The sequence below is a fragment of the Sinorhizobium glycinis genome (assembly GCF_001651865.1).
GTDB classification, from domain to species: domain Bacteria; phylum Pseudomonadota; class Alphaproteobacteria; order Rhizobiales; family Rhizobiaceae; genus Sinorhizobium; species Sinorhizobium glycinis.
The window spans coordinates 390170-403649 of sequence record NZ_LPUX01000064.1 but is presented as its reverse complement, the minus strand read 5'-3'; the positions used below and the strand labels follow the sequence as shown (position 1 = coordinate 403649).

The following is a 13480-nucleotide window of genomic DNA, read 5'->3' as shown; positions in this document are numbered from 1 at the left end:
AATACAAATGAATATACGGTCCGAAACAAGGTCAACGCGTTGTGACGACTTCGTTCAAAGGATGCGCAAGTTCGCAGCTTTACTATTGCTGGTGCAGTATATTCTCTTCCTTTCGGCCTGCTCAACGGAAAGAGATCTTTTCGGCAAATTGCCGACTGGGACAGAGGCTGCTGCTTCCAGCGTTAAGCAGGACAACTCCCTCGATCTACTTTACGTCACCGATCGAGCGCCTGCCGCTTCGGCTAATGGTCAATTCGCCTACAGCTCATTTCGGGGTCGTTCAATGAGCTTCGGTTCAGTTACGCTTGCTCGCGAGCGGTCGCGCTTTCACGGTGGGCCGGCTGGACAGCCTGACGCGTCGCTACAGGTTTCACGCACGACCAAAATAGGAGAATTTCCGCAGTCGCCGTACCCGATCGAACTCACGCCCCAGGGGCCCCGTCGGGTACCCGCAACTGTGGATGCCCATATGCGGGCAACCGCTGCGTTGCAGGGTGAGGTGACCCGGCGCCTTGCGACGGCGAAACGCAAAGAATTGGTCATTTTTATTCATGGCTATAACAATAGTTTCGACGATGCCGCCAAGGCCACCGGCAAGATATGCAATGCCCTTTCTGCAGAGTTTGTGTGCGTATCGCTCTCGTGGCCAGCGGGCGGATCGGGCGGCGCTTTCTACGGTTACAACATCGACCGGGAGTCCGGCGAGTTCGCAGCAGCGGATGTGAAGAAGGCTATTCGGATCATTTCCGAGACCGGAGCTGTCAAACGGCTCCACCTCATCGCGCACAGTCGCGGCGCAGACGTGCTATTAACCGCCCTCCAGCAACTCGGAATGGAGGCCTATGCCGCCCGGTCTTCTCCTACCGAGCGCTACAAAATCAGCAATGTCGTGCTGTTCGCTCCCGACATCGATCTCGATGTTGCCACAGCAAGATTGTTCGGATTCGTGTCTGATCCCGATGCGCCCTACGGAGCAAACGCAACCCCCTACGGCCCTTTGCCCCCTGTGGGCTCGCTGCATCTCACAGTATATTCATCCAGCAGCGACCGGGCGCTTGCCCTTTCAAGCGGGCTGTTCGGAAGCGTGGTGCGGCTCGGGCGATTAACCAGCGCCAGCATCTGCTCCAAGGAGGCGGGGTCGAATGCGCTCTGGAAGAATTCGCAGTTGTTGGGTATCGCCGACTTTATCGAATACAAGGGAAGAGCGGGCTTTGCGGGTCATAGCTATTTCTTGTCCGATCCGGCGGTGCAAAAAGATCTAGCTGCTTTACTTAGGAACCGTCTTAAGGCTGGTGATCCCGGTCGGCCACTCGTCGAAATAAAGCGTCCATTTTGGAGCGTTCTCAGCCGCAGTACTAAGCTTCTTACTGAGAAGGAGTGACCATCCACGACACTGCTGAAGGCGAAATTCTCGACCCATTGCAGGCATCCGCCATCAGTGACCGGAATGTCCTGTGCTGGCTTGTGAGAAAGCAGACGCGCGGGCGCGCGTCAAGGTGATCGGTAGGTGCTGCCCATCACATACGTTCCGCCACGGCGGTCAGGCCTGCAGCGTCGCGTATTCCTGACTGATAGGCACCGATAAGCCTCGCCGCGAGCATTTCAGCCTCCTCGGACTTCAGTGGCAAAGCCCGCAATTGCAGTTCGCGACGGAAGATGCTCTCGATCATCTCGATCTCGTCAGGCCCTAGTGGGTCAGAAGTGCATACTCGTTGGGGTCTCATTAACTCTTCCTCCGGACCTGGCGATCGCCTCGGTCGCGGGGGGAAGTCTACGCGTCTTGATCGACATGGCGAGTCAATACTGCGCCCCAGGGACAAAGGGTCTGGAACCGTACGAACACCGCGGGATCGGAGAAAACTGGAGTTAGAATGATACTGGCTTGCAGATAGCCGACGGGCAACCGGCATGCTAGAGTAAGGAGACACCGATCCGCAATTCTTGGCAGAAAGCGGCCGACAGAGCCGCGGTGCTCAGGCTCCCCACTGAGGGGAAGGCAATGGCGATTCCTCCCCAAGCTTCGGTTAACAACCGGTTGCTGGCCCTGCTTCCGGAGCCTGACTATAACCAGATTGCGCCTGACCTCGACTATGTCAAAGTGGCTAGAGGCGCTCTGATCGCTACGGCCGGCGCCCCCATAGACCATGTTTATTATCTCACGTCCGGGATTGGCTCCCTGGTCGCCTCGACGCCTGAGGGGAACAAAGCGGAGGCGGGCATCTTCGGGAGTGAAGGTTACATCCCGACTTCTGCTGCCATGGGTGTAGAGTTCAGTGTGCACGACATCATCATGCAGATCGAAGGAGACGCCTACCGGATGGAGTTCAGCGCATTTCGGAAGTGGATGGATCGTAACCGGAACTTCGCCCGGGTGATGATCCGATGCATCGAGGCCTTCTCGATTCAGCTTACCTACACTGCGATTTCGAACGCGTTGCACGGAGTGGACGAGAGATTGGCCAGATGGCTGCTGATGTGTCACGACCGTGTATCGGGCGACGAGATTCCTCTGACGCACGAGTTCATTTCGCTGATGCTCGCGGTTCGCCGTCCAAGCGTCACCACGTCGCTCCACGTCCTTGAAGGCAACGGTTTCATTCGCTCGAACAGGGGCAACATCATTATCCGAAACAGGCAAGCCCTCGAAGAGTTCGCCCGGGACGCCTATGGTAAGCCGGAGGCAGAATACCGTCGACTTATGACTGCGCTCTTCTGAACCCGCGAAAATACGAAACAGCCGTCCTGCTGCAAATGATGCTGCCGTCGCGAGGCCGCAGCAAGTCGAAAAAAGGCCCTCGGAGCATTTCCCGAGGGCCAGTCTGCAAATTGCAAGCCATTGGAGTGCGGGGTTGAAGAATAGGCCGTGAACGCCCATTGCTCCACCCGTTCTGTCCGCTCTGTACGAAACCGGACGGATCGCCGCACGCTCGTGCCTGCCGCCATGAAGGGAGGTCTGTAGCCTCAGAGCGGGCGACCTCTCCCACCCTTCCGAGGCCTTGCCTTTGAAGCGCCAGATGGCTGGGGCGATTGTTCGCCTTCTGATCTTGCTATCGTATATCCGTGGGCTTTAATGTTGAGGGGCCCCATCTCGCGGCCAAGTGGCCGAGGAGAGCCACGCCATGAAGCCAATGAACGAAGAGCACCTTGCGGTCCTGCGCAGGCACATGGTCGAGGTGATTGCAATCTATGCCGATCTTGCAGGCGAAGAACTGGGCAAGGCGGCGCTCGATGAACGGGTGATGGCGGCGATGCTGCGGGTGCCCCGGCATCTCTTCGTGCCCGCCCCGGCTGCGCCCTTTGCCTACCAGGACACGCCACTGCCGATCGGCTTCGATAAAACCGTGTCGCAGCCCTTCATGGTCGCTCTGATGACCGATCTCCTTGCTCCCCAACCGCATGAGGCGGTGCTCGAGATCGGCACCGGCCTGGGCTACCAGACCGCAATCCTCGCGGAACTCGCCGGGCAAGTGTGGAGCGTCGAAATCATCGAGGAATTCGCAAGCCATGCCGAGGCTCTCCTACAGCGCCTCGGCTTGTCAAATGTCGGCATCCGTATCGGCGACGGATCTCGCGGCTGGCCTGAGCGCGCCCCATTCGACAAGATCCTGGTCACGGCGGCTGCCGAGGAGGCGCCGCCGGCTTTGCTTGAGCAGCTCAAGCCAATGGGCCGTATGGTTCTTCCGGTGGGCTCTGAAGAGCAGTTTCTGACGGTCATCGACAAGGATTCGGCAGGACACTTCGAGGCGCGGCAACTCATCCCGGTTCGGTTCAGCCGGCTCGAGGCGGTCTAAAGCGCGTCGCATTCAAACGTATTCACGCGGCGCGCTTTAGGTCCGAGACGCTCGGCGAGACACGTCTGCTGGTCCGAGGCATGTCCCATCTCTCCCGGCGAGCGGTTGGGAGCGACCCGTTGCGGTCCTTGGCGCTGGACACGACGAACGGCAAGATTAGCCCAATCCGGTCCTTCCAGGTGTCGCCGTCGGCGGCACAGGTGGGATGGTGAGCGGAAGTCCCCTCGAGGGCGATGAACGTCTGCAGTGCACTCTGTTGTGGAAGTTTGGACGCTGGTGTTCCAATCGTCGCCCCGAGTGGAACACCAGCAATCTGGAATTACGTGCGGGCCAATTTCCGCGCGAGCGCCAGAAACCGGAACAGGTGTGGCGAGCGGTTGTCGCGTCGATAGTTTAGCGAGAGTTTGGTGCCCGGATTGAAGCCTTCAAAGTTTCGGTAGACGACCCCTGTTCGCTCGTTGAGGGCGACCGACTGCGGCACGATGCACACCCCCACGCCGACCGAGACGAGGCTGATAGCGGTCAAAAAGTCCTGAGCCATAACCTGTGAAGCAGGGATGAAGCCATTCCGCTTGCAGACGTCGAGGACGTAGTCCGCGTAGCTCGGCCTCGGCCGGCGCGGGAAAAGCACGAACGGCGTTTCTCGCAGTTCTTCGAGCTTTATCGGACCTTGGAAGTCGGCGTATACGTCTGGCAGCGCAAGGACCAGCGGCTCCTGGATCAACGTCTCGGATTTCAGCTCCGGATCCTCGATGGCCGGACGCGCAACAGCAATATCGATCTCCCTCTGGATCAGGGCGCGCTTCAGCTCAGCGTTGTTCATGGCAGACAGTGCCAACTCGATGTCCGGATTGGCAACTCGAAATGCCTTGATGATGTTGGGCAGGACTCCGAACGTGGCGGTGCCGACGAAGGCGATCCGCAGACGACCTGCAACCCCTTCGCCGATGCGTTTCACCTCGCGCTCCGTCTGGTCAACGCGCTCCAATATTTCTCTTGCCCGTTCCTGAAGCAGTTCGCCCGCTTGGGTGAGCCTGATCTGGCTGCGGCTGCGATCGAACAGGATTGCCCCGATCTCCTTTTCGAACTGAGCTATCTGGCGACTGAGCGGAGGTTGGGCAATGCCGAGCCGCGCGGACGCCCTTCCGAAATGCAGCTCTTCCGCCACCGCCAGAAAATAGCTCAGCCGTTTGAAGTCCATCATCGTCCGTCAGGCATGAGTCAGCTCCGCATGGGAGTGTCTCATAAGCTCCAGCGCCTCCTGAAAATAGGGCCGGAAGGCGGCGGGGTTCTCGCTCATCGGAAAATGTCCAAGATCCTTCATGATGGCAAGGGTGGCGCCGTCAATGGCCTCCGCGGTCCGACGGGCGTCCTCGGGTGTGCAGGTCATGTCGTATTCGCCGCACATGATATGCACCGGCGTCTGTCTCGTGTCGATCATTCCCAGCCTGCCGACGAGGCTGTCATCCTTCGTGTAGAAACTGAGATCACCGCGGAACACGCCCGGACCCGATTGCATGAACATCCACTGGGTGTTCCACCGTTCGACGGGGGGCGCGTGAGGCGCAATATTGGCGGAGACGAGGGCGGCGCCCATCTCGCCGCCGTGGGCGTCGGGACGATGAAACCAATCGATGTCATACCACGCTGGCTGGAAATCGGACGCCTCGACGGCGATGAAACCGGCAAAACGATCGGGATGCAGCGCTGCCAGTTGCAGAGCGATCCGCCCCCCCATTGAGCACCCCGCGAGCAGCGGCTTCTCCAGGCCCAGCGCGTTGCAAAACGAGAGCACTGTTTCGATGTAGGTTCCGGTGGTCAGAAGGTATTCCGCAGTCTCGAATCCTTGCGGCGGCAAAGACTTGCCGTGCCAGGGCATGTCGAATGCCAGGAAGCGGTGCGAACTGGTGAAAACCTCGTCGTTGAGAATGAACCGCCATTGGCGCGTATCGGCCCCGGCCGTATGCAGGCAGACCACCGGACGGCCTCGGCCGGCTTCTTCGAAGTAGACCCGCAAAGGTGTGCCATCGACGGTCAGGCGGATATATCGGCCGGTGATCGGCTCGATCGACGATGTCATTGGCTTTCCTCCCGCCGTCCCAATGCCATGAATTCCTTGAAGTAGCGCAGGTTTTTCACGAGCGTCAGAATATCTCCGTCGATGCGGCCATGCCCATATTTCACAAGACCGAAAATGTCATGGAAGCCGGGCTCCGGTATCGGATGCCAGAATTTGTCCAGCGCCTCACCTTTGGCCCTGAGCGCGAAGCGCCAGGGCAGTTTCTTGCTTGGACCTTCTTTGATCTCTGCGACGCGCCCCTTCTCGAAGGTGAGGTAAAACTCATCCTGGTCGATCTCGATCAGCACCGTTTCATTGAACAGGCGCCCGAGGCGCAGGAGATGAGGCGTCGCGTCGAGTCTCTCCGCCATTTGATCGAGTTTGGAGCGATGTACAGTGTGCGGCGTTCCAGGCGTCATTTGCTTCCTGCCTTCCGCGCCATGAAGCGCACCTTATCTTCGTCGAGGATCATGCCGAGCCCAGGGCCGCTCGGTACATGGATCTCGAAATCCTCGAAGACCAGCGGCGCCGCGACCAGGTCGTCCACGAGAATACGGGGCCCGAAGTGCTCGCTTCCCCATTCGAGCTTGGGGAGCGTCGAAAACACAGCCATGTGCGCTGCTGCGCCGATGCTGCTTTCCAGCAGGCACCCGCCATAAAGCTCGATACCGAATGCCTGCGCGATGCCGGCCGCTCGCTTGAGCTCAAGAAGCCCGCCGCTTTTCACCAGCTTGAGGGAATAAACGCTTCCGCAGGCGTGCGAGGCGACACTCGCCAGTTCCGTGTTGGTGAAGGCCGCCTCGTCGATGAGTAGAGGGATACGGGTCCGCGAAGCGACACGCGCCATGGCGTCGCGTTGGGACGCCGGAACCGGTTGCTCGATCAGCGCCACGCCGAGTTCCTCGAGCGCGGGAAAGAGCCTGAGGCATAGTGCTTCCGTCCATGCTTGGTTGACATCGACGATAAGCCGCACGTCGTCGCCCAAGCCGGCGCGCAAGTGTTGCAGGCGCCTGACATCGGCATCCGGCGCGTTGAAGCCGAGTTTGATCTTGAATTCCTTGTGCTGACGCAGACGTAGCTTCTCGCGTGCCTCCTCAAGTTCCTGTCCGGAATCGCCGGAGGCAAGCGCCCAGATCACGCCGATTCTGTCGCGGACCTGACCGCCGAGCAACGCACTGGCGGGCAGGTCGAGCGTGCGGCCGACGGCATCAAAAAGTGCCGACTCAACCGCAGCCTTTGCAGCGAAATTGCGCGTGGCCGCCTTTGACATGCGCACGGCATTGGCCTCGAACATCATCGCATTCTGATCTGCGAGGGCGGGGGCGAGATATTTCTCGATGACCGCCTGTATTGACTCCACACTCTCCTCGGCCCAACGCGGCCCACCGAGCGTAGAGGCCTCGCCGATGCCCGTGACACCGTTCTCAAGCAGAACCCGCACGAGAACAAATCCCTGGTGGGCGATCTCCGTGTTCGAAAGCTTGTGCCGGCGAATGGTAGGAGCCTCGAGGATGGTCGCTACGATGGACCGAATCCGCATGTCCCGCATACCGACCGCGGATTGGTCAGGAGTTGGGGATGGTTCAGCGATTGCGGGGGGCATGTTCCTATTGCCTTTCGAGCTGATCCGCAGAGACGTCGCTCGGCGGATCGATGCTGGAATGCTGCTGCGGTGATTACTCGGCGGCGACAGACATGGTGCCGGTAGCCGGCTTGAGCTTGAAATCGAATTCCATGACGAGATCCGTATCCGCGCCAGCTTCGGCCTTGCCCATCTTGCCAATGAGGCTTTCCTTAACGGCGAAGACGGCGTCGTTGTCGAGATACTCGGTATCCGCGTCATAGATCTGCGACACAAGGCTTTGATAGCCATCTTTGTCGAGCATGAAGTGGATATGGCCAGGGCGCCACGGGTGGTGGCCCATATAGTTCAGCAGTTCGCCGGCGGCGCCGTCGTAGGGGATCGGATAGGGAACCGGCCGAATTCCGACGAACTCGTATTCGCCGTTTTCGTCGGTCAGGAAGCGGCCGCGAAGATTGTAATCGGGCTGATCCGGATCCTGCTGTTCATAGAGGCCGTTCGGGGCGTCCTCCCAAACGTCCACCGTCACGCCAGGAATGGGGCGTCCTGCCGTGTCGCGCACCACTCCGCGGACACGCACTGTCTCGGAGCCTTCGAAGCTCTTCTGAACAATCGAGGCGCCGTTCGGCAACACGGGCGGGTTTTCGCGATAGAACGGTCCGAGGACGGTGGATTCGCTCTCGCCATCGGTCACCGCGTGGTCGAGCATGTCGACAAGGACCTCGACGCCCAGGATGTCGGCAAGCAGGATGAACTCGTTGCGTGCGTCATTGGAGATGTGTCCGGCGCGGACGAGGAATTGACAGGCTTCTATCAGCTCCGCGTGGGTGATCTTCGCCTCGATACAGAAGGCGTGGATGTGGCGGATGAGGCTTTCGAGAATCTGCCGGTTGCGGGCCGGGATATCCGGCGACAGTGCGGCGATTACGACATCCGAAATATTTTGCTGGGTTACGTTTCGCATTTTCTCCTCCTTGCAAATGCGTAGGTGGGCGGTTCCGTCCTCACCACATGAACTCGGTCTCGACCTCAAGCCTGTAGACTGACGCAGCCTTTCGCGTATTTTCCACGGCGCCGAATTTGCCCTTGAAGAAAAGCAGCGGTTCATCGCCGTCGCTTCTCGCGAGCGACTGGACGCGGCCGACGAAGATCGTGTGATCGCCGGCGAGGATTTCGTCGTGGACGATGGCCGAGAACGTGACAAGCGCGCCGCGGATCACTGGAAGGCCATCGAGTGTGTCGAACAAATCATGCAGGTCAGCGTTTGGCTTGCCGGCGAAGTGCCAGGCAACAGAGTCCATTCCGCAAGCAAGAACGCTGACGGCAAAACGCCCCGACTTCTGGATCTTCTCGAGCATTCTCGCCTTCTCGGCGATTGAGATGGCAATCAGTGGCGGATCGAGCGAAATCGACATGAACGCATTCGCAGTCATGCCGTGATCGTGGCCGTCGCTATGGGTGGTAATGACATTAACACCGGTCGCGAAGACACCGCAGGCGTCGCGAAACGTACGGGGGTCAAGCAGTCGCATGGTGTCCTCCATTGTCACTGGACCGTCGGAACGGCAGAAGCTCCGACCATCCTTCCAACCGTTCTGCCTCCAGGACACGTCCTGCGGCCCTAAGGGCGCGAATGCGTGTGCTCGATACGACCTCGCCGGATTCGCAGCATACGGCTGGAAGGATCCGCGTATCGAAGTAGCCGGCGAGCAACTCCGGAGTCCCTTTCTTGCAGGAACCGAAGCGGAAATCGGAGCCGATCCAGATGACCAGCGGCGCAATCCGACCAAGATCCTGGATGAAATCGGTGGCTGTGCGGGCCCGATAGGCCGCATCGAAACGGGCGACGACGATGTGGTCGGGGCCAAGTGCGCTTATCCGCGCGACCTTCTCGCCAATCGAAGTGAGCGGACGGGCACCGCACAGCAGAGCCTTGGGAGGCGGATCGAACGTGTAGACGACCGAGGGAACCCCGAGTCTTTGCGCACTGAGCACAGTCGACCGGATCAACGCCTGGTGGCCGCTGTGGACGCCATCAAAGGCTCCGATCGTCAGGGCCGACCCGGAAAGCGTCAATCCGGTGTCGTCGTGAATCTGCGTATGAATGCCGGGGTGATGATCCATGGTCTCCTCCCATGTTCCCAACCATGGCGCCTTCTCCGGGGCCATCAATGAGGCAAGCCTAGCGGCTGATGGCCCACGCTGCGATGCCTGAACCGGTATCGCATGATACCTATCAATCGCTCTTCTTCAGCGCATAGTTTGTTGCCTCGGAAAGGGAGGAGGCGCCCTTTCGGATCTAGGCGCCCGCCGGGCAGGCAGCTTGTCCGGCTAAATGGAGGAGTGAACCGACATGAACAATCTGGCTATCGCGTCCGAGGAAAAAGAAACCGCGACTGACGCCTACACGGGCTCGGAGTTCCTGGAGAGCATTCAGGACGGCCGCGAGATCTATATCTACGGTGAGCGCGTCAAAAACGTCACCGAGCATCCGGCATTTCGGAATTCCTCGCGAATGGTGGCGCGCTGGTACGATCGGTTCCATGAAAAGAAGAATGAAATTGGTGTGCTGACCGATACCGGCTCGGGTAAGCTGACGCATCCCTTCTTCCTGGGATCGAAGACGAGCGAGGATCTGATCAAGTCGCGGGACGCGATTGCCGAGCTGCAGAAGGTCTCCTACGGATGGATGGGCCGGTCCCCGGACTACAAGGCCTCGTTCCTGGGAACGCTGGGCGCAAATTCGGCCTTCTACGGTGAATATGCCGAGAACGCACGCATATGGTATGCCCGCACGCAGGAACGGCTCGACTACTGGAATCACGCCATCGTCAATCCGCCGATCGATCGTGACCGCCCGATCGAGGAGGTGCGCGACGTCTTCATGCATGTCGAGAAGGAGACAGACAAGGGGCTCATTGTGTCCGGAGCCAAGGTCGTCGCGACGGGCTCAGCCCTCACGCATTACAATTTCATCGCGCACTATGGCATTCCAATCAAGGACAAGTCCTTTGCGCTAATCTTTACCGCGCCAATGGACTCGCCTGGCATCAAGCTCATTGCCCGCTCGTCGTACGAGTTCAACGCGGCCGCAACCGGATCTCCGTTTGACTACCCGCTTTCCAGCCGCCTGGACGAGAACGACTCCATTCTCGTCTTCGACAAGGTATTGGTGCCTTGGGAGAACGTCTTCATCTACGGAGACGTCGACAAGATCAATCAGTTCTTCCCGGCATCGGGCTTCGTCCCACGCTTTACGCTGCACGGCCTTACGCGCCTGTCGGTGAAACTCGACTTCATCGCCGGTCTCTTCTCGATGGCTGTCGAGGCAACGGGCTCGAAGGATTTTCGCGGCGTCCAGGCCGGCGTCGGCGAGGTCATCGCTTGGCGCAACACGTTTCATGCACTCGGTGATGCGATGGTGAAGTCGCCGGTTCCTTGGCAGGGAACCGAAGGCTACAACCTGCCGAACCTCAATGCCGGTCTTGCCTATCGCGTGTTGGCGCCGATGGCCTATCCGCGGATCAAGGAACTGATCGAACGTCACGTTGCGAGTGGCCTCATCTATCTGCCGTCGAGTGCTGCCGATTTCGAAAGTGAGGCGATCCGTCCTTATCTTGACCGGTTCGTACGTGGCTCGAACGGCTATGCCGCGCTGGACCGGGTGAAGCTCTTGAAGCTTCTGTGGGACGCCATCGGCACCGAGTTCGGCGGTCGCCACGAACTGTATGAGCGCAATTATGCTGGTAACTATGAAAACCTTCGGATCGAGACCTTAGGAGCGGCGACGGTCACCGGCGATCTCGCGTCCATGCAGTCCTTGGTGAAAGCCTGCATGAGCGAGTACGACCTCTCCGGGTGGACGGGTTCTGATCTGATAAATCCGGATGACATCAGCCTCGTCGGCCGAGGTTCCGTCCAAGCAGCTTAGTGGTTCCACTTTGGTTCGGCTTCGCCCTACCGTAGCTCCAGATGCCTCCAACCCTTTGGATCAGGGTTGGAGGCATTTCTTTGCCTCCGAGCCCAATTCAGACGTTCATTGCCTGGTTGCAGATGACAGCGTAGGGTCGAATTTGGCCTTCCGCGTAGCGATATAGCGGCGCTTCTGTTAGAAGCGCCGCCATTAAGGACTACAGCTCAACTTGCTCAGAGATGGCCAAGGCGTCGTCGACCTCGATCCCGAGGTACTGCACGGTGCTCTCCAGCTTCTTGTGGCTGAGCAAGAGCTGGACGGCCCGCAGGTTGCCCGTCTTCTTGTAGATATGCGCCGCCTTCGTCCGTCTCATCGAATGTGTGCCGTAGCGTTTGGGATCAAGCCCGATGCTGGACACCCACCTTTCGACGACCCTGCTATATTGCCGCGTCGACAGATGCGGCAATGCGTGCACGCGGCTCGGAAATAGGTAATCCCTTTCACCGAGTCTGCGACTTCCAATCCATGCACCGACAGCCTCCCGCGTTTGATCGGTGAGTTCGAATTGCACGGGTCGGCCGGTCTTCCTCTGAATGATGATCGCCCGCTCGCGAACCCTTCCGGAAATCGCGACATCAGCAACTGAGATCGCGACCAGATCACAAGCTCGCAACTTGCTGTCGATCGCGAGATTAAACAGCGCCAGGTCGCGCACTGCACCCAACATCTGAAGGCGGGTCCGGATGGCCCAGACCTCCTTCGGCTTCAATGGGGGCTTCTGACCGATGATGCGGCCAGAGTTCCAGCTGGACATAGCCTTCCTCCGAAAGCCGCCTCCACACCGCAGCGCTCAACCTCCAAGCGGAGTGATCGTACTTCGAGAAGCGATTTTTGGGTGGATGGCTGAAGTTGGTCGAGATTGTGCTGAGCGACCGCTGTGCGACAAAGCAAGCGGACGGCGGCCGCCAAACAGGACCACAAATCATTTTCTGCTCCGGCTCCTCACCCATAGATTCGAAGACGACATGGCAGGCTTCGACCCCGCAACCATTCAGATAGCCGGCCGCGAGCAGTCTCGGTGAATGCGGCGCAGACCCAAAGCAATTCGGCGACGCCGCTCACGCAGGCGAGCGAATCGGGTTTATTGAAGCATCCGCGTGGAGGTCCCTTCAAACACTTCCCCATGCGCCCATCAGCATATCGAGAAATCTCTCTGCCGCCGGCGACAAGGTGCCGCCCCGACGGCGGACCACGCCGATGGTACGCGATATCTCGGGATCGCCAATCGGGCGTGTGATCAAGAACGGATGGTCATCCTGCGGGGTCGCCATGCGCGGCAGGACCGAAATTCCGAGGCCGGCCTCCACCAGACCGAGCGAAGTGGACAGATGGGTCACTTCGTAGAACCAACGCAGCTTGATGTTCGATTTTGCCAGGGCTGCGTCGAGCAAGGTTCGGTTGCCGCTCGATCGATGAACGGTAATCAGATGGTAGGGCTCAAGCTCTGCCCAGCCGACCGCGGGCTTGGCAGCGAGGGGATGATCTCTGCGCGCTGCCAGCACGAAAGGGTCTTCCACAAGCCGGTCGAAGATCAAGTCCGGATCCGATGTGCCCATGATATTTATGCCGAACTCCACCTCACCGCGTGCCACGGCTTGGAGGCCGTCGGTCGCGGGCAGGTCGAGGATACGAAAGCGAATGTTCGGATACTCCTCGTTGAACTGGCGAATGACGGTCGGCAGGAAGTAGAATGCTGCGGTAGGGAGGCATGCGATCGTTACCAATCCGCCTCGATTGGTACCAACGTCGCGTACGGCGAACAAGGAACCGTCGAATTCCTCCAACATGCGCCGCACAAGCGGAATGAGTTCTGTTCCGAGCGCCGTCGATGACACATGCCTCGTCGTTCGCTCCAGGAGCGGCGCTCCAATCGCCTGCTCGAGTTTTTGAATCCGGCGGCTCAGCGCCGGCTGCGACAGATGCAACGCATCGGCAGCGCGATGAAAGCTCTCCAGCTCGACCACGCTCAAGAACGCCCGAAGATCAAGTATCTCGCAATTAATGCTCATCTTGCATCAATTTCCCGATTCTTAGCATTTCACAAATCAGACCGTACCTCCGATAAATGGATCAAA

At 59.3% G+C, this 13480-nt stretch carries 14 protein-coding genes; 4 read left to right on the top strand and 10 right to left on the bottom strand.

All coding sequences use genetic code 11. The annotated features are described in order from the left end of the window. Positions 1-61: 61 nt before the first annotated feature. Entirely contained in the window at positions 62-1381 is a 1320-nt protein-coding gene (locus AU381_RS21765; RefSeq protein ID WP_244520105.1) for an alpha/beta hydrolase, read from the top strand. Positions 1382-1517: 136 nt separating this feature from the next. Here the strand turns inward: AU381_RS21765 and AU381_RS21760 are convergent, their stop codons facing one another. Then, positions 1518-1724, bottom strand: coding sequence for a hypothetical protein (locus AU381_RS21760; RefSeq protein ID WP_064243798.1), 207 nt, complete (start codon positions 1722-1724; stop codon positions 1518-1520). 275 nt (positions 1725-1999) lie between these two features. On the opposite strand from AU381_RS21760, the gene AU381_RS21755 reads away from it, so the two are divergent. After that, complete coding sequence (locus tag AU381_RS21755) at positions 2000-2716, top strand: Crp/Fnr family transcriptional regulator (RefSeq protein ID WP_064243797.1); 717 nt, start codon at positions 2000-2002, stop codon at positions 2714-2716. 403 nt (positions 2717-3119) lie between these two features. After that, positions 3120-3791: a protein-L-isoaspartate(D-aspartate) O-methyltransferase gene (locus AU381_RS21750; RefSeq protein WP_064243796.1), complete on the top strand. Its 672-nt coding sequence runs from the start codon at positions 3120-3122 to the stop codon at positions 3789-3791. A gap of 319 nt (positions 3792-4110) precedes the next feature. On the opposite strand, the gene AU381_RS21745 is transcribed toward AU381_RS21750, so the two are convergent. From AU381_RS21745 to AU381_RS21715, 7 genes are all read right to left on the bottom strand, one after another. Continuing rightward, positions 4111-4995 carry a LysR family transcriptional regulator gene (locus tag AU381_RS21745; RefSeq protein ID WP_342028747.1) on the bottom strand — a complete coding sequence of 295 codons (885 nt, stop codon included), beginning with the start codon at positions 4993-4995 and terminating at the stop codon, positions 4111-4113. A gap of 6 nt (positions 4996-5001) precedes the next feature. Then, positions 5002-5871 (bottom strand): alpha/beta fold hydrolase, encoded by an 870-nt coding sequence (locus AU381_RS21740; RefSeq protein ID WP_064243795.1) that lies wholly within the window; start codon positions 5869-5871, stop codon positions 5002-5004. After that, entirely contained in the window at positions 5868-6269 is a 402-nt protein-coding gene (locus AU381_RS21735) for a hypothetical protein (protein ID WP_156528648.1), read from the bottom strand. Before AU381_RS21735 ends, AU381_RS21740 begins: the two co-directional genes overlap by 4 nt. Next, positions 6266-7390, bottom strand: a complete 1125-nt coding sequence (locus AU381_RS21730; RefSeq protein ID WP_244520104.1) for a muconate/chloromuconate family cycloisomerase — start codon at positions 7388-7390, stop codon at positions 6266-6268. The genes AU381_RS21735 and AU381_RS21730 overlap by 4 nt, the downstream gene beginning before the upstream one ends. Before the next feature lie 136 nt (positions 7391-7526). Further along, a complete protein-coding gene (locus tag AU381_RS21725; RefSeq protein WP_064243793.1) occupies positions 7527-8396 on the bottom strand; it encodes an intradiol ring-cleavage dioxygenase in 870 nt (289 codons plus the stop codon). Between the two features lie 40 nt (positions 8397-8436). Next, entirely contained in the window at positions 8437-8964 is a 528-nt protein-coding gene (locus AU381_RS21720; protein ID WP_064243792.1) for a flavin reductase family protein, read from the bottom strand. After that, positions 8951-9556 (bottom strand): FAD synthetase family protein, encoded by a 606-nt coding sequence (locus tag AU381_RS21715; RefSeq protein WP_064243791.1) that lies wholly within the window; start codon positions 9554-9556, stop codon positions 8951-8953. Before AU381_RS21715 ends, AU381_RS21720 begins: the two co-directional genes overlap by 14 nt. Before the next feature lie 229 nt (positions 9557-9785). Here AU381_RS21715 and AU381_RS21710 point away from each other — a divergent pair, with 229 nt between their 5' ends. After that, complete coding sequence (locus tag AU381_RS21710; RefSeq protein ID WP_064243790.1) at positions 9786-11363, top strand: 4-hydroxyphenylacetate 3-hydroxylase N-terminal domain-containing protein; 1578 nt, start codon at positions 9786-9788, stop codon at positions 11361-11363. Between the two features lie 199 nt (positions 11364-11562). On the opposite strand, the gene AU381_RS21705 is transcribed toward AU381_RS21710, so the two are convergent. Both AU381_RS21705 and AU381_RS21700 read right to left on the bottom strand, forming a co-directional pair. Beyond that, positions 11563-12159, bottom strand: coding sequence for a tyrosine-type recombinase/integrase (locus AU381_RS21705; protein WP_064243789.1), 597 nt, complete (start codon positions 12157-12159; stop codon positions 11563-11565). Positions 12160-12514: 355 nt separating this feature from the next. Next, positions 12515-13414, bottom strand: coding sequence for a LysR family transcriptional regulator (locus AU381_RS21700; protein WP_064243788.1), 900 nt, complete (start codon positions 13412-13414; stop codon positions 12515-12517). Positions 13415-13480: the final 66 nt, after the last annotated feature.